The sequence below is a fragment of the Paraeggerthella sp. genome (genome assembly GCF_048427265.1).
Lineage (GTDB): Bacteria > Actinomycetota > Coriobacteriia > Coriobacteriales > Eggerthellaceae > Paraeggerthella > Paraeggerthella hominis.
The window spans coordinates 48,603-64,321 of the sequence record NZ_DBFOSR010000022.1; the positions used below are offsets into that span (position 1 = coordinate 48,603).

Here is a 15,719-nt window from a genome sequence, read left to right on the forward strand (position 1 = left end):
TTGCGCTCTAGGTAGGATTACCGTGGCCATCGGTTGCGTAGCCGGTGACCACGGTATCGTGTTGAAGACTGACAAGGAGGGCGAAATGACTCGTGACGAATTTTTGGCACTTGACGCACCCGAGGGCGCAGAGAAGCTGAACGCTCTGCTGGCTGAGGGCAAGAGCCAAGATGAAGCTATGGCTGAGTGCGGCATTACCAAGGCCGAGCTGATGAAGGCGCAGATCTTCTTCGTGAAGGGCAAGTACATTGCCCGCGCTTGGGGCGGTTACACCTCCACGAAGGCTACTGGTAACGAAGGTGCTGGCGAACTTGGTCTTGGCGGCAGCTTCAAGGACATCAAGCCGGCGGAATAAGCTTAAGCGATGTGCTTTTGCTGAAGTGAAGAGAAAGGGCTCGCTTGTTTCTCGGGGCGAGTCCTTTCTTGAAATGGGGAGCACTACGTTGTCCGTAGCGCTTTTCAGGGGGAAAGAGCTTTACGGGCATCGTATTGAAAACTATGGGAAGCGCCGAAAAAGCGAACACCGGACCGCGCAAGGAGGCAAGGCTCTTATGGCAACTGAAGACGAGATCAAGCGAGAAGTCGAAGAACTGGGTCGACTGACGGAGGAGCAGGAGAACATCCTGTACAACATCTGCCTGAAGCAGGACGAACTGGGGCGCGAGTCTACGAACATGCTTTTGAGCAAGCTTAAAGGCAATCCTATATACCAGGATATGCTTGATCGTAAGTACCTGACGTACGACGTGTTCAACCATGGTGGCAAGCATGAGATCGCGTGCTTGTACGTGACACTTAAGGGTATGCGCTACTGCATTCTTTTTGCTGAAGAACTTTCTCTTCGTCGCAAATTGAATCCGGCGGGCGCTCCTTGGAAGGTTGCGTAGTTTCTGTACGCCTGACCGCGCATGCGTGAATAAGAAACGCCCCGGACGTCCGGGGCGTTTCTTTGAAGTTCGCTTGGATGCCGTGCAAGCTTTGTGGCACTATGCTTCGCGCAAAGCCACGTCAATCAGGTAGCTTTCCGAGTCATTGCTCTCGCACACCAAGTAACATGTCATGATGCGGACGGACTTCCCGTTATTTGCCATGATGCTGCGCGCTGTATCGAGAAAGCGCGGAGGGAATGCAAGGGATTGTTCGGCCGGGTCTTCCATGAAGTCGGTGCAGCCTGCTTCTTGAAGCGCTGCGCGTACCGGAGGCACATCCTTTCCAAACACTTTTGCCGTTTTCAAAAAGAAATCGTCGTTGTCGAATACTACGCACGGATGAGCGTTGGCAGCTCGTTCGTTTTTTTGTCGAAGCTCGCTGCGGTGCTTGTTTTCAAGGGAGCAGTAGTGCATTCCAAACGATATTCCCTCGTCAAGTGCCCACTCCATAAGCGAAAGGGCAAGTGCTTCACTACCGGCGACGGCCAAGCCGCCCGAATAATCGTAGTCGTACATGACCTCGAATGGAGGGTTCTTCAGCATGAATCCTCGCTTGCTGAATTCGTCCCAGTTGCAGAAGGGGAAGCAGAATTCCAAAAGGTTGATGCCATCGATGCCGACCTCTTGGAATGCGCGGAACAACTTGTGCATATGTTGCTCGGAACCGGGAATCACCGGCATTTCCACCATGACCGAGGGAATGTGGCGCTTGGCGACGCGCATAGCTGCAATAACTTGCTTTTGCTGATCGGGAGTATCGTCGTCCTTTACGCTGAATCGGATTTCATCCAATCCGGCCGCGCACAATCTCGCAGCGCTCTCTTCGGTCAGCAGATCCCCTGAGGTGTACATGCGTTTGTGTGCGTTTGGCCACGTTCTTTCTGCATGTTGTAAAAAGTCGATCGCGTTTTCCAGATCGAGTAGAGGCTCGCCTCCGGTTAGACCCACGCAAGCAAGAGTTTGGTTCTCGCTTGCCGATCGTTCGAGGGTTTCCTTCCAGGGACAGCCTTCGCGAAAGAACGTTTCGTATTCGGGTTGGTTGTGGTTGAAGCAAAAATAGCAATCTCGGTGGCACTTGAACGTAGTGGAAAACGTTTCCGATCCGCGGTTGCCGGTGCATTCCACGCAGGCCGACGAAAGATGCCCCACGCTGAGACTTGCCCCGCTATTGCGCGAAGCAACTCCTCGTGCAATCAGGCGTGTGCGAAGTTGGGCGCAAAGATCGGCGTCAGCGTATTTTGGAGCGAATATCAACCCCTTTTTCTCAAGGGTTTGCACGTAGCGTTTTTCGACGTCGGCGTATTCGGCGAGGGCTGCATCGAGTGCTTCATCGGACATGCGGGCGCTCCGTTCGTATCTGTTCGACAATGGGTTGTTGAAGATGCGGTTTTTGCATGCTGGTCTGGGGTTATTTGTTCGATCGGGGTTGGACTTTTTGCTTGCTCCATTATAGTCGGTATAGGCGACTTGTATGACGAGACGCATCATTGCTGAGGGCAATACAAGGAGGTCGCGCGGTGGAAGTTCCTGTTGAAAGACGTTTTCAAGGGTCGGTGCGCTTGGTGACGCTGCATCTTTGGCGAGTTGCGAAATCGACCGATCTTGAAAAGGGATTCGAGGTCGCGCGTCGCTTGGGGATGCTTAGCCAGCAGAACGAAGATTTCGTTCGAGCCTGCTTTTTGATTGACGCGCAGATTGATCAGGGGCTCGCGTGCGATGGAGCGGTAGACATGCACATGGTTGACGAGCTGCAAAAATGCGCTATTCGTTTGAATACGGCTGATCCTGCGTAGAGCCTGCTATCCGCATTTGTAGCACGTGGGAGTGAAACTCAGCACCCGCTTGGTGATTTCGGGTTGCGTACGAAGCTTGACGAGCATGTTGTATACAGCCGCTCCGTCTATCGAAACAATTCGCGGATTCTTCGACTTCATAGCAAAGTAGACATCGGCTGCCGTGAGCCCTTCGATCACGAGAGGGCTTTCAACTTTGTCGAAGAAGCGAGGCTTGGGTAGGTCGAGGTAAGAACAGAATTCCCGGTAGATGTCATCGTGCTCAGGTGCGAAGAGCGTTTTGCTGTAATCCGGGCGATGCGTAAGGCAGGATGCCTCTTCAGAAAGCTCGGCATCCAGCTCCGCAAAATAGTCGAGTGCTGCTTGGCCTCGCTGGGCAATTCCCTGTTTGATGTGCTGCTGCTCGCGCTCGTAGGTCCCCATGATTTCCTCCCTGCAAACAAAGGAAAATAAGCCTATTCGTTTCGGTGTTTTCATCGTAGTTTTCGGGCGTTTTCTGCTAAGTTACAAACACCTTGCTTTTGATAGTTTAGCCTGATTAAAGGCCATATAACAAGAATTATAGCAGGGCGATTGTGGTACAATTACTACCATGCAGTCAGCGGGCTTGAATGCAAGTTGAACAGGGTTCAAAAAAGCCAAACATCTTCGAACTACTCGGGGGAAATCGTGCTAATCAAAGACAAAACGCGCGTGGATGATGGCGAGGTTCAAGAGCTCTCTTTCACCATGGTCGCAACGGTGCAGGAAGTCGAAGAATCAGCGAAAGAGTTTTTTCGCCAGATCTCTCAAAAAGATATTCCGGGCTTTCGGAAAGGCAAAGCCCCTCGCAATATCTTGGAGCAAAGCGTAGGCGGTCATGCGAACGCTATGGGCGGAGTTGCCGAGACGCTTATCAATGAATTTGCCTTCAAAGCTATCGATGATGAGGGAGTTCTTTTTATCGGGGATCCTCAATTCAACGTTGCCGAGATGCTGGAAGAAGGGAAGCCGTTCTCGTTCGATGTGTCCGGACCCGTTGCGCCGAGCATGCATCTGGCAAGTTATGAACCGGTTTCTATCGTGATGCCGCCCGAGGAGGCAACCGAGCAGGATATTAAAGCTCAGATTCGCGAACTGCAAAGCTATTACCATTCTTTTGAAACGATCGACGATGCTGAGCATAAAGCCGAATGGGGTGACTATGTTGAAATGACCTTGACCGTGACGAACCACGGCAGGATGGTGTCTGGTCTTGGAGCGGCCGACCGCATGATAGGTCTGGGCGAGGGAACCATGCCCGAATCGTTTGATGCTCAGGTAATTGGTTCGAAAGTCGGCGACAGGCTCGAATTCGACTTCGAGGCAAAAGATGCCGAAGGCGAATCGGAATACGGCGACGGCGAGTTGAGCGCGATCGTCGAAGTCAAGGGTTTGCGAAGATGCATCGTGCCTGAAGTGGATGACGCATTTGCGGTTAAAGTTGGTTGCGAAAATGTTGATGATCTGCGGAAGCAGTTGAAATTGGCCATCAATATGCAGAAGGGGAAAGACCTCCCCGGTCTGATGGTAGATCGAGCGATTGATCAATTGGTCAATCGCCTAGAAGGGGCCGTCCCTGCTTATTACATTGATTTTATTCGTCAAGATGTCGGACGCGAGATGATTCAGTCGCTCAAGCAGCAGGGAACCAGCCTGCAGCAATGGATGCTGCAGAACAGCATTGATGGCGACAAGATGAAAGAAAAAATCTCGATCGAAGCAGAACGCCGCGCAGCTATCGACTGCGCTCTTGAATCCCTGTTCGCGCAAAAGGGCTGGGAGCTTTCCGAAGAGGACATCGATGGAATGTTTTCGAGCGAGCGCGGCCTTGAGGGCACGCGTGAAGATTGGGAAAAGAGCGGTCGCATGGCGTCCGTCCGAAAGATGTGTCGTCAGTCGAAATCGACGGAATGGCTGGTTGAGACGGCTGTGGTCACGGTGGTAGAAGAACCGGTTGAATAAGCGAACTGCCCGCTGGATTGTCTGTCGCGTTGTGGTGGACAATCGATTCGAAAAGGAGATCGAAGATGGAACTTGGCTCTACGGTAACTCTTACCTACACGGGTAAGCTCGATGATGGCACGGTTTTTGGGTTCGCTACGCCGGAGAATCCGATGAAGTTTCAAACGGGTATGGATATGGCGATCGACGGATTCGAGAAGGCTATTCTGGAGATGAACGAAGTGGGCGAGCGTGCTACGTTTATCGTTGATGAATACGGTGGATACGGTGAGTACTTAGAGGATTATACGGCGCGCATTCCCTTGGAGCAGATTCCCGTTTCCGACGTCAAAGTGGGAAAGCGCATTATGCTAGCAAGCGGCGAAGACGGATCGCCTATGCCTGCGACGGTTTTGGAGGTTGGCAAGGGCGTGGTGGTGTTTGACTTGAACCATCCTTTGGCTGGCCAGAATCTCAATTTCGAAGTGGAGATTCTCGAAATCGAAGATGCGCCTGAGAATTTTGTTTCTGCTGCCGAAAAGAGCAAACATTTCAAAGAGCAGTCGAAGCTGCTTGGTGGCGACCAGGGCGAAGACTATCGCTAAGCTTTTTCGCCGATAGTGCAAAAGAACCCCCGCCTGGTTTCAAGTATGGCGGGGGTTCTTTTGCCTTCGCGTTGCGGCGCGGGGCTTCGATTTTCTCTTTTGCGCGAAGCATCGAAAAGAATCCTTTTAGATGCTTCGCGCTTTACGTCTTACAATCCTACGAAGCTGTCAGGGAACTGCTTGTTCGCGTTGAGCACGTCGTTGCTCGTGTCTCCGTAGCGCAGCCATTCCGTGTCGGTAGCCTTGCGTTTGATCCTCGCGTTTTCCATGACTTCTTTTAGGGCCTTGGTCTTTCGGGCGTACTCTTCCATTTGGGCGAGGCGGCCCTGCATCTCGATCTGGCGCCTCTTCCGCGCCTTGTCCTGGATGCTGTCTCCGGGAATGATATCGTAATAATCTTCAGGCTCAACGATTATTCCCTGATGGGTTGCGTAGGCTTCGAGCGCGGAGTCTTCTCGGAGGCTTTGAAGCGTGCGCTCTTTGACGTCGGCGTACACTTGCTCAACCGTGATGCCGCGCTGTTGGCTGAAACTCTCCAGGGTCATACCGTTCCGGGCGATCATTTCCTCAAGGCGTACATTCGCGTCGTTGAGCGCACCTTCAACGAGATCTTCGGGGAGCTCTTCAACCAAACGCGTCGCGAGTTCTTTGCAGATAACGTCTTGGTCTGCCAGTTCTTGAAGCTCCCTGCTGTCTTTATACATGTTGTATCGAATGAAGATCAACAGGTCATCTACACTCTTGAAGTCTTCGGTGCGGGTGCTGATCCAGCTGTCGGTAAGTTTAGGCTCTTCACCGGCCTTGCAAATCATGTTTTTCAACCAGCGGATTGCCTGGTCTTTGATGGCGTCTTCGGGAATTCGGATTTCCTCGGCGACTACGTAAACCGGGTCGTACGAGGTGAGAGTGAAGTGATGGCTTGCCATATGATAGCCTCCATGGGTTGAGTATGCGCGCTGTTCCCCGTGAGTTTCCGCGTGTCGCGCGCATGTGACATGCGATCATACTAGACTACGTCATATATTATATAGCAAGCGAATGCGTTGAGAAGGATGATTGGTCGAACCTGTGTGTCCTTAGTTAAATATGGGACTCTGGGGATGATGGATGAGGGACTATCTCTTGCTACCATTGATCGCAAAGAGCGACGACAAGGTGTTCGTGCGTCTAGATCGGTTGAAGGGAGCGAGAGAACGTGTGTTGGTCGTGTAATCCGATTTGCGGCGGTTGCAGACCGCCGCGCAAACGCCCGGTCAAGTGTCCGGAGTGCGGTATGTTCAATGCGGTGGATCTGGAGCATTTCTCTGAACCAAACCCATGTACGAAATGCGGGTTTGATTTGACGGACATGGCTGTTCCCGAGCCTGTGGTGTGTACGATTTGCGGTGAAGTGTGCTACAACTCGTGTAAGAAGGGAAGAACGGATCAACTGACCGAAGATATTCGTCCATGTCTGACGCGTGTGAACGAACCGTTGCGCATGTCAAAATGAGATAGGCTTCTCATTTTGGAAATGATGCCATGGTTTTGCGCTGCCCCTTTTTATAAGGGGCAGCGCTTTTAGGTCGGTAGAGGTGAGCTGCTTTACGGGTGGCGCTTCTACCGGTGTGTCTTGATGCGGTCTTTCGTAATTCCCGTACGATCACAGATGCTGTCGATCTCGCGTCGATTTTTGGCAATGCTGATGCCCGATTGCCCTGCAATGAAAGCCATAAATATAGCTATCAGATAAACAGCGCCGCTGGCTATTGTGCCAACCGACTCGGATGGAATGAGGCCGTACACGTCGAGGGCAGTGCGTCCGAGGCCGAGCAATAGGACGACTGCCATGGCCGCAAGGATCTTAATAAACGCCTTGCGGTTGCTTGCCTTCAAAGTCTCGATGGTTTCGAAGGCCTTAGAGAATTGTTTGCTTGCTTTCTTTGACATGCCGGTCTCCTTGCCGCGCTTTGTTTGCACGTAGGTTCATTATATTCCGTCGATGAACTCCTGGCCTTTCATGCGATGAACTTCTTCAAGCGGCATTCGGCCAAACTTTGCCTTATAGATCAAAAAGGTTGCAAGTCCCGTAAAGAACAGTCCTGCGACGGCGAGGAAGAACGAGCCTAGATGGAGCAAGCCGTCGTCGAAAGCTCCCATAGCGAACGACATTCCCACGTTGTACATGTTGTAACCACCAACGGGGATAAGTACGCTGAAGCCTTGTCCCGCCAAGCTTGCAAGTGCGCCAGAGATGCCCAGTGGCGCGAAAACGGATCCGCAAAACCATGCCGTAAGCAGAATCCAAAGCGGCTTGCACTTGGGAGTTATTTTTTTAACTATCAAGTAGACAACTTGGAACAGCATGCAGAGCGCGCCGCCTATCAAGAAGGAAAGAGGAAACACTGTGGAGGTGGTGTTTTTTTCGAGGCTGATCAAGGGCTCTATGCCTGCCATGCCGTAGATGTAGCCAAACAGGATGCTGATGGCTGCCGCCACAAGGTTGAACCAAATCACCAACCAAAGACCAGGGATGATGGCTTTTCCGACGCTAGCATTGTCTTTTGTCCAAGGTCCGATCATCTTCATGCCGACGGCCATGGCGAAACCTGAAAACGGAAGAAGGGCTCCGAAAGTCCCCCATTTCTCTACGATCTGATAGTTTGCAAATCCTCCCAGCACGCATCCGATGACGCCCATGCTGATAAGGGTGGAGCCGCCGATGAAGAATTCCATGGGAGTGTTGGCAAGAAGCTGGGTCCATACCGTCACCAAGGCTTGGGCAATGAGCGCAAATAACCCTCCGATAAAAAAGCTGTATACCACTGTTTTGTACGCTTTCATCAACCATCTCCTCTACCCGTGCGTAAGTTGTTTCTTGTGCAGGCCTTCACGCTTTGACCCCTCGTCTTGCGTGGAGATAAGCCTTTTCAATTGTAGTAAGAAGACGGGTTTCAGCATCCTTCCAAGCGTACTAGGTCTTCGGTATTTCTTTCTTCAGAGGGATGAATTGAAGGTTCTGACGGTGCGTTGCCTGGTGCGCTCGATCGCGGTACATGCAAAGGGTGTCAAGAGCGATCGATGCGCGATGTGCCCCAGAAAAAGGAGAACCGGAAAGCGTTGGAGGACTTTCCGGTTCAGGGTGCTTCAGACGAGTACTATTATATGACATAGTCTACTAATAGGCAAGTGACATTTATCGTTCTGCTTTTGGGCGCGGATCGGCTTGTCGGGCGGTTATCGGTTGGCGTCACGCGCCCGCGCAACCGTTTAATCACGTGGCTTTGCCTTTCGGGCCGCGCGCTTCTTTTCCGCTCGTAAAGGTAGGTATTCGCTCACCACAATGCCGGCGAAGATAAGAGCGAACCCGGCGAACAGCGGTGCGGTGAGGGCTTCGCCCAGAAACATAATGGAAAACGTTACCCCGAAAACCGATTCCGTAGCCAAGAACAACGATGCCGGAGCCGGGTCAACGTGCGCGACTGCGACGTTTTGCAGCAGCAGCGCTATGCACGAAGCGAAGACGGCCAGGTAGGCCAAGCTGGTCCAGGTATCCAGGCCCAACGCGGAGAAATTAGGCGTCGGCTCGAACGCGATGCCTGCGGCGAAACCAAGTGCGCCCGCTGCGATGAACTGCACCACGGTGAGCAGCGTCATGTCGCGCCCTCGCGCGTATTTCGCCGTGAACAGCACATGAAAGCTCAGGAACAGGGCGGAAAGCAGGGTGGCCAGATCGCCGAATCGCAGCGACAGTCCCGATGCGCCTGCAAACGAAACGCATCCGACGCCTGCGACGCACACGATGGCTGCCGCTACATTGAATCGCGTGGGTTTGGATCCGCGCAGCGCCCAGCCTAAAAACGGGATGATCACGCAATACAGCGATGTCAAGAAAGCGCTGTTGGAAGCTGTGGTATCCGTGAGCCCCGTGGAGTTTGCCCAGTACGCAAGGAACAGCCATGCTCCCAGAATCCCGCCTTTTTTCAGGTAATCCGCATCTAGATTCTTGCGGAAGCGCGGCAGCATGATGACGCCCAGGATGATGCCGGCGGCCGTGAAGCGCACTCCTACCAGCCACGCAGGAGGGAAGGCGTCGACGGTCGACTTGATGACGACGGTGCCTAAGCCCCAAATGGCGGCTGCCAGCAAGAGGAATACCTTGTAGGTCCACAAAGGGCGCGCGCTATGTTGGATGATTTCGGTCACGGTAGAGCATCATAGCACGAAGCGCTTGCGGCAGGAGAGGGGGCGCTGCGGAGCGGGCGGCGGATCGACGATGGCTGGCGTGGACTGTGCGTTCTGTCAAAACGAACGAGTTTTGCGGGTCCTCGAGTGAGAATAAACAAAATGCGCACGCTTCTGACCTGGCATTATGCGAAAGCTACTCGCAAACCTTGCTTCCGAGGGGCGAAATTTCCGGCCAAAGTCCCGCAAAACTCGTCCGTTTTGACAGCGGGCCCATGGGCTTCGGTGCAGTGTGCCGCGTGCCACGTGCCACGTGCCGAGTGCAGCGTGCCGCGTGCCACGTGCTGCGCGCCACGTGACGCGTGTGCCCACGCTGCACGGGCGTCACTCCTCGAACAAGGCTATGACGTCGGCTTTTGAGTGCGCGCCGAGCTTGGCGTACAGATGACGAACATGGGTCTTCACCGTGTTCTCGGAAAGGAACAGCTGCTGCTCGATTTCGGCGCGGCTTTTTCGCTGGGCGATGAGCCCCATGATCTCGGTTTCCCGGGCCGTGAGGCCGTATCGTTCCGCTAGCGACTCGCATCGCGCCATGAACCGTTCGCGCGGACCGGGCACATGCAGCTGTCCGTCAAGGGTTATTCCCGATGCGCCCCAGTCTCCGTTCACGGACTTTTCGCTGGTCCAGACCAGTGCGCATACTAAAACCAGCACGATGCCGCCCAGCGCCAATCCAACAAGGAACGCCTCGTTGAAAAACAGGCTGTTCTGCAGCAGGCATTGGCGGATGCCGATTCCCGCGAAAATTCCCAACTCGCTCAACGCGCGGGCAAGGGCGAAGAGCCGCAGGGTGGGAACCTCGAAGCGAAACGCGATGTTTGCCAGCATGAGCAGTACGAACATGGTGAACCACACGTATGCCAGCTTGAGGGAAAACGAGACGGCGAATCCCCATTGCGGATCAGCGAAGGGAATCGCTGCCAGCGCGATGATGGAAAGGGGCAGGCCAACCTTTGCAAGGAACCGCACGTCGATACGATCTTTCAGCGTGAGCGCCATCACGATGATCACGATACCCGCGAGTCCGGTCGCCACCACGCGGTGGATGGCTCCCATCCAGGTGGCATCGGGGATGACCGATCCTGCGGTGCCGGAAAGAAGTCCGGCGGCCGTCATGATGCCCAGCAGCTTCCAGGGAAGGGGGTAGCGTGTGTTCGCCGAGCGGGCAGGTTCCGTTGGAAGGATGCGCAAGCTCAGCAGGGCGCATGCCAACGACGCCAAGGGAAGCAGCGCCGTTGCGGCGATAGCGTACGGTTCCTGCATGGTGCTGACTGCGAACGAAACTACGGCGGCGGTGATGCACGAACCTGCGCCGTACATGAGCGTGCGCGTGGTTCCCATCTGGCTGTACGCTTCCGCCCAAAGGCAAAAGAGAAAGGCCCCGCCGATAGCCGTTACGGCCGATACGGCAAACAGAATTGCCGCTGCGCTTCCTGCGGGGAACAAGACCAGTCCCAGAAGCGCTGTCCCTGCTGCCGTGATGATTACGAATGCTGCGCTTGCTTTTTTATGACTGCCGAGGCGACCGATGCGGTTTGAAAAAAGGGCGAGCACCAAAAACGTGCCAACGTCGCCTACGCGCATCCCGTAATTGATGGCCGCAAGTGACGCGTCGGGAAATCCGAAGCCAGGAAAAATGAAGGTTACGTGCGTGCAGCATAGCCATGCGACAAGCAGCCCCATGCCCAAAAATCGCAGGGGGAACAGCAGCGCAGCAAAAGAATCTTCCTCTTCTGCCTGATCTTCGGGAACGATGGCTCGTACGACATCACTTGGTTTCACGGCGCCTCCTTGTGGTTGCCATATTGTACCAGGTCGGGTGCGTGGCGTTACGAAGAGACGCGCCTGCATCGTGAGGATGCGGGCGCGCTGCGCGCTGCCGCAAATGCTGGGTATCTGGCAAGGGCTTTTGCTGAGCGCTTGGTCAAACCATGCGTCGAGCGCGTCTTTGCGGCAGTCGCCTGCCTGCATGCATGCCGTGCTTCGGGAGGGGTGAATGCAGGGGTGAGCTTGGATTCACCCCCCTTGTTGGGCGGTTCACCCGCGACAAACCCCAAGGTTGAACGCATGATGGCCCAAGAGCCCAGGGAGGGCAGCCGATCAGCTTGGCATGCGGCACCGACGCCGCGCTCAAGCTGACGGACACGTGAATTCTTCGGAGGGAGTTCTTATGAGCGAGATCACCAAGGGCCTGTCGCGCCGCAGCTTTCTGACGTTGGGAGGCGTGGCCGCGCTGGGCGGAGCCGCCGCGCTGGCCGGTTGCGCCCCGCAGGCGTCGAGCGAATCGAAGTCGGAGTCCGCAAAGGGCGACGACGCCGCTATGAAAACGGCCGACCAGACGAAAGAGTGCGACATCGCCGTAGTTGGCGCGGGCGGCGCTGGCATGTGGGCTGCGGTCGAGGCCGTGCGCGCCGGCAAGAGCGTCGTCGTCATCGAAAAGGGCGCGAACGTGGGCGTGGCGAACGGCTCGCTGGCGGGCGGCCCGTTCATCGTCGGCTCGAAGCTGCAGCAGGAAGCTGGCATCGACTTTACGGTTGAGGAAGCGTTCAACCATATTATGGAGTACGGCCACTGGTCCACGAACGCTGCCGCCATCAAGGCCGCCGTGGAGATTTCCGGCGAAACCATCGACCAGTTCACCAGCGATTTCGGCGTGCCCACCGGCCTGCGTCCCGACAACTACGGCGCCGGCCATGCTTCGGTGCGCGCCAACTTCCAGGCCGATCCCAAGGACTCGAAGACGCAGGCCAAGGGCGAGGCGCGCATGAAGCCGCTTCAGGAATTCGTTGAGTCCGAAGGTGGCGAGTTCCTGTTCAACACCGCTGGCAAGCGCCTTATCATGGAAAACGGCGCATGCGTCGGCGTGCAGTGCGAAGGCGAAGGCGTCATCGACGTGAAGGCCAAGCAGGTCATCGTGGCTACCGGCGGCTTCTTGGGCAGCGCCGACATGATGCTGGAGAAGTTCGGCACGTTCGTGAACCCGCTGGGCAACATCCTGTCCGTGGGCGAGGGCATCGACATGGTGCAGGCTGCGGGCGGCCAGGTGTCCACGCAGTGGGGCATCGCGGGCAACGAGTTCGCCGGCTCCAATCAGAAGGCCGACGGCCTGTACGATCGCAAGAACGCGGCGTTCACGGTGGGCATTTACGGCACGTTGCTGGTGAACAACCAGGGCCGTCGCTTCAGTAACGAAGGCAAGTTCGCGAACCTTCCGCTGGCGCTGGGCGGAGCCATCTCACTGGTGGGCGGGAAGTACTACGCGGTGGTCGACCAGACGTACGTCGACGGCTTGAACGCGGGCACCGATGCGTGGACGCTGTGCGGCTCCGACGCCGAGAACTGGCGCACCGGCATGATGACCCTCAAGGGCAAGGCGCTCGAGAACGTTCAGGCGAACTTCGACGCCGCCGTCGAAGAGGGCTGGGCCTTCAAGGCGGATTCGATCGAGGCGCTGGCAGAGGCCATTGACGCCCCTGATTTGGCGAAGACCGTTGAAACCTACAACGCTGCGTGCGCTGCGGGCAAGGACGACCAGTTCTACAAGCCGGCTTGCTTCCTGCAGCCGGTGGCCGCCGGTCCGTTCTACGCCATGCAGTACGAGCCCAGCGCTTGGGTGACCATCGGCGGCATCCGCACGAACGACCGCTTGCAGGCTATCGACGCCGAGGGCGTGGCCATCCCCGGTCTGTACGTGGCGGGCGCCGACAACGGTACGCTCATGAGCGCGCCGTACACCGACTACGAGGGCTATTCCCTCATGTGCGCGTACTGCGGCGGCCGCCTGGCCGGCCAGTACGCCGCTGCGGCGATCGACGCGTAGCCTTTCGGTTCCCAGGGCGCGCAGACCCCTCCCTTACGCGCCCTGTTCCGTAGCTTCGGCGGCCTGCGCCGCTCGAAAAGAAACGGCCCGCACCTTGTGAAGCGTGCGGGCCGTTTCGCGTTTACTCGAACACGACGATTGCTGCGGGGTCTTTGATGCGCAACGCGGCTGTTTCCATGATGCGGAAGTGGTGGTTGAAGTCCACCAGCTCTGCGTACCCGACCGAAAGATCAAGGCCGAGCGCCAAGTCGAGGTACTCGGGCTCCGCGCACACCAACACGGCCTTGCCTTGGTCGATTGCGCTGGTCATGTAGACGTTGTCGCCGATCAGCTTCTTGATGCGGTCGATCTCCAGCATACCGGTGTTGGGCTGGAGGCGCTGCAAGGCCAGGAACAGATCCGGTGCCACGGCAAGCGCGTAACGGCCCAGGTACCCGGTCTTGGCAAGCTGGGAAACGGCGGCTGCTACGTCGGAAAACCCGTTCTCGCCCTTGTTCCAGTCGGCGCGCTTCATCTTGTTCGCGCCCTTGGCGGTGAGCAGGCCTTCGGTCCCCAGCAGCTGGCTGCCGTTCAGCACCAGGCTGTCCTCGCGGCGCGCAGCCTTCTTGGCTGCGGTAACGGCCGGAGCCAGATCAAGCGGCATGCCCGTTTGGGTGGCCAGCTCAAGATCGCGCCCGAGCAGGGTGAAGTCTTCGTACAGCATGGGCAGTTCAAGTTGCGTGCGCCCGACGATGCGGCCGATGCCGTCTTCGAGCACCTCTTCTTTGGCCACGCCGTCTACGGCGACGGTGGTTGCTCCGGGGCCGAGCGGTCCGTAGGTTTTCAGGAAGCGCCGTGCGGTCAATTGCTGGCGCGCCGTGCTTATGACGGCGTCGTCGATTCGGTTCCAAAGCTCAGCCGAAAGATCGGCCGATTCACGAGCGAGGTAATCCATATCGAACTCCTTTCGATTTGGGAAAGCGTGCGGCCACGCGCAAGGCAGAAAGCAAAGCCGACTGTCTTGCTGGGTCGTCGGCGGAAGGGCGGGCCCCTTCCGCACAGGTGGCAAGGTTAGGAAAGATCGCCCACCGTAGGAGCTGCTGCGGGTTCGGCGGGCGCCGGCGCAATCTGACCGTCCGTCTTGATGCCCAGGTCTTCCAGCATCTCCTGAACTTCGCCTTCGCCGTCCAGGAAGAACTCGGTTTCCTTCGGATCCAGATGGCGCATCAGCGTGATGAGCTCGCCCATGTGGGCCTTCTCCTCGTCGCGGATGTCGGCCAGCACGGCCTTAGCCGCGGGATCGTCGGTGGCCAGGTAGTGGGATTCGTACAGGTAAATAGCCTCAAGCTCTCCTGCGATGTCAAGGCGCAGTGCCTGCATGAGCTCGGCGTTGGTCATTTTGCGGTCGACGTTGCCGGCAAACGGATTAGCGAAACTGGGCATAGGGGCCTCTCTCTCCTTGTGTCGCTCCGATGAGCTGGCCGGTTGCGCTGTGGCCATAGCGCTCGTTGGTGGCGACTTCAGTGAACTTCTTGTCGTCATCATACGCTCTTCGTTCGAGAAGAGAGGTTACGAATCGGTAGTTATCAGTAACTATTCTCAATAACTACACGGTTTCGGTTTTAGTTCGCGTGACGTGCCGATAGGCGAGCACGCCGATTCCCGCCAGGCCAACGGTGATGGCAGCCACGATGGCCGCTGCGGCGTAGTTGCCGCTGCCCACCGCCCCGGCTACGAGCGTAGACGAAACGATAGACGGAATGCGTCCTACGGTCGTGAGTGCCACGATGCGCCACGCCGGGCTCGTTCCCAATCCGGCAACGTATGTGAGCAGGTCTTTCGGCGTTCCGGGAACAAGGAACACCAGAAACAGCACCAGCTCGAACCGCCGCGCGTCCTGCAGCCATTTGACTTCCGAAATTTTCTCGGGAGGGAAGAACAGCCTCACGACGCGCATGCCGAAGGTGCGGGTGAGCAGCAGGGCAAGGCCGGTTCCGATCGCGCTTGCCACCAGACACCGCAGGGTGCCTTCGACCGTGCCGAACGCGTATCCGGCCGCGAGTTCAAGCGGTTCGCCGGGAAGGAAGGCTAGCACCACTTGAGCGGCGTTCGCTGCGACGAACGCGATGCGCCCCCCGATCCCCATGCCTTCCACCCATGCGCGGAAGCGCTCGGTATCCGATACGAACGCCAAAGCTTCGGGGCCGAAGCGAACGCAGAGCGCAATCAAGCCTGCGGAGCAGGCCAGCAGGGCAACGATGAACGCCGCGCGCTTCGCTATTTGCAGCTGCCGCGCGCGAGCGGCAGCTGCAGCGGCGCTTGCGGCGCAGGGAGGGAACTGCGACGAGGCGCCTGGCGCGATGGTTCGATGCAGTGCGGTGATGTCGTCCATGGGTGTCTCGATTCT

At 56.7% G+C, this 15,719-nt stretch carries 16 protein-coding genes; 6 read left to right on the top strand and 10 right to left on the bottom strand.

The window, feature by feature from the left end; translation table 11 throughout:
• Positions 1–85 precede the first annotated feature (85 nt).
• Both ACMNI9_RS02510 and ACMNI9_RS02515 read left to right on the top strand, forming a co-directional pair.
• Positions 86–355, top strand: coding sequence for a hypothetical protein (locus ACMNI9_RS02510; protein ID WP_114566734.1), 270 nt, complete (start codon positions 86–88; stop codon positions 353–355).
• A 196-nt stretch (positions 356–551) separates the two neighbouring features.
• Positions 552–887: a hypothetical protein gene (locus ACMNI9_RS02515; RefSeq protein WP_114566733.1), complete on the top strand. Its 336-nt coding sequence runs from the start codon at positions 552–554 to the stop codon at positions 885–887.
• A gap of 99 nt (positions 888–986) precedes the next feature.
• On the opposite strand, the gene ACMNI9_RS02520 is transcribed toward ACMNI9_RS02515, so the two are convergent.
• A complete protein-coding gene (locus ACMNI9_RS02520; protein ID WP_216529305.1) occupies positions 987–2,417 on the bottom strand; it encodes a radical SAM protein in 1,431 nt (476 codons plus the stop codon).
• Between the two features lie 29 nt (positions 2,418–2,446).
• Here ACMNI9_RS02520 and ACMNI9_RS02525 point away from each other — a divergent pair, with 29 nt between their 5' ends.
• On the top strand, positions 2,447–2,722 hold the full coding sequence (locus ACMNI9_RS02525) for a hypothetical protein (RefSeq protein ID WP_216529306.1): 276 nt from the start codon (positions 2,447–2,449) through the stop codon (positions 2,720–2,722).
• Between the two features lie 6 nt (positions 2,723–2,728).
• Here the strand turns inward: ACMNI9_RS02525 and ACMNI9_RS02530 are convergent, their stop codons facing one another.
• A complete protein-coding gene (locus tag ACMNI9_RS02530) occupies positions 2,729–3,145 on the bottom strand; it encodes a hypothetical protein (RefSeq protein ID WP_114566730.1) in 417 nt (138 codons plus the stop codon).
• Positions 3,146–3,391: 246 nt separating this feature from the next.
• On the opposite strand from ACMNI9_RS02530, the gene tig reads away from it, so the two are divergent.
• Entirely contained in the window at positions 3,392–4,705 is a 1,314-nt protein-coding gene (gene tig / locus ACMNI9_RS02535) for a trigger factor (RefSeq protein ID WP_225749634.1), read from the top strand.
• 65 nt (positions 4,706–4,770) lie between these two features.
• Positions 4,771–5,289 carry an FKBP-type peptidyl-prolyl cis-trans isomerase gene (locus tag ACMNI9_RS02540; RefSeq protein WP_114566728.1) on the top strand — a complete coding sequence of 173 codons (519 nt, stop codon included), beginning with the start codon at positions 4,771–4,773 and terminating at the stop codon, positions 5,287–5,289.
• Between the two features lie 149 nt (positions 5,290–5,438).
• On the opposite strand, the gene ACMNI9_RS02545 is transcribed toward ACMNI9_RS02540, so the two are convergent.
• The 5 genes from ACMNI9_RS02545 to ACMNI9_RS02565 all read right to left on the bottom strand — a co-directional run bounded on the left by ACMNI9_RS02545 (position 5,439) and on the right by ACMNI9_RS02565 (position 11,295).
• Complete coding sequence (locus ACMNI9_RS02545; RefSeq protein WP_114566727.1) at positions 5,439–6,215, bottom strand: hypothetical protein; 777 nt, start codon at positions 6,213–6,215, stop codon at positions 5,439–5,441.
• Between the two features lie 673 nt (positions 6,216–6,888).
• On the bottom strand, positions 6,889–7,218 hold the full coding sequence (locus tag ACMNI9_RS02550; RefSeq protein ID WP_114566726.1) for a hypothetical protein: 330 nt from the start codon (positions 7,216–7,218) through the stop codon (positions 6,889–6,891).
• Positions 7,219–7,257: 39 nt separating this feature from the next.
• Positions 7,258–8,112 carry a SpoVA/SpoVAEb family sporulation membrane protein gene (locus ACMNI9_RS02555; protein WP_418830730.1) on the bottom strand — a complete coding sequence of 285 codons (855 nt, stop codon included), beginning with the start codon at positions 8,110–8,112 and terminating at the stop codon, positions 7,258–7,260.
• 426 nt (positions 8,113–8,538) lie between these two features.
• A complete protein-coding gene (locus tag ACMNI9_RS02560; protein ID WP_418830731.1) occupies positions 8,539–9,474 on the bottom strand; it encodes a DMT family transporter in 936 nt (311 codons plus the stop codon).
• Between the two features lie 363 nt (positions 9,475–9,837).
• Positions 9,838–11,295: a helix-turn-helix transcriptional regulator gene (locus ACMNI9_RS02565; protein ID WP_114566723.1), complete on the bottom strand. Its 1,458-nt coding sequence runs from the start codon at positions 11,293–11,295 to the stop codon at positions 9,838–9,840.
• A gap of 388 nt (positions 11,296–11,683) precedes the next feature.
• On the opposite strand from ACMNI9_RS02565, the gene ACMNI9_RS02570 reads away from it, so the two are divergent.
• Positions 11,684–13,333 (top strand): FAD-dependent oxidoreductase, encoded by a 1,650-nt coding sequence (locus tag ACMNI9_RS02570; protein ID WP_114566722.1) that lies wholly within the window; start codon positions 11,684–11,686, stop codon positions 13,331–13,333.
• 121 nt (positions 13,334–13,454) lie between these two features.
• On the opposite strand, the gene ACMNI9_RS02575 is transcribed toward ACMNI9_RS02570, so the two are convergent.
• The 3 genes from ACMNI9_RS02575 to ACMNI9_RS02585 all read right to left on the bottom strand — a co-directional run bounded on the left by ACMNI9_RS02575 (position 13,455) and on the right by ACMNI9_RS02585 (position 15,704).
• A complete protein-coding gene (locus tag ACMNI9_RS02575; RefSeq protein WP_216529312.1) occupies positions 13,455–14,267 on the bottom strand; it encodes a family 1 encapsulin nanocompartment shell protein in 813 nt (270 codons plus the stop codon).
• A 116-nt stretch (positions 14,268–14,383) separates the two neighbouring features.
• On the bottom strand, positions 14,384–14,755 hold the full coding sequence (locus ACMNI9_RS02580; protein ID WP_114566720.1) for a demethoxyubiquinone hydroxylase family protein: 372 nt from the start codon (positions 14,753–14,755) through the stop codon (positions 14,384–14,386).
• Positions 14,756–14,918: 163 nt separating this feature from the next.
• The gene (locus ACMNI9_RS02585; RefSeq protein WP_418830732.1) at positions 14,919–15,704 is read right to left on the bottom strand and encodes a TVP38/TMEM64 family protein; all 786 of its coding nucleotides are present in this window, start codon (positions 15,702–15,704) and stop codon (positions 14,919–14,921) included.
• Positions 15,705–15,719: the final 15 nt, after the last annotated feature.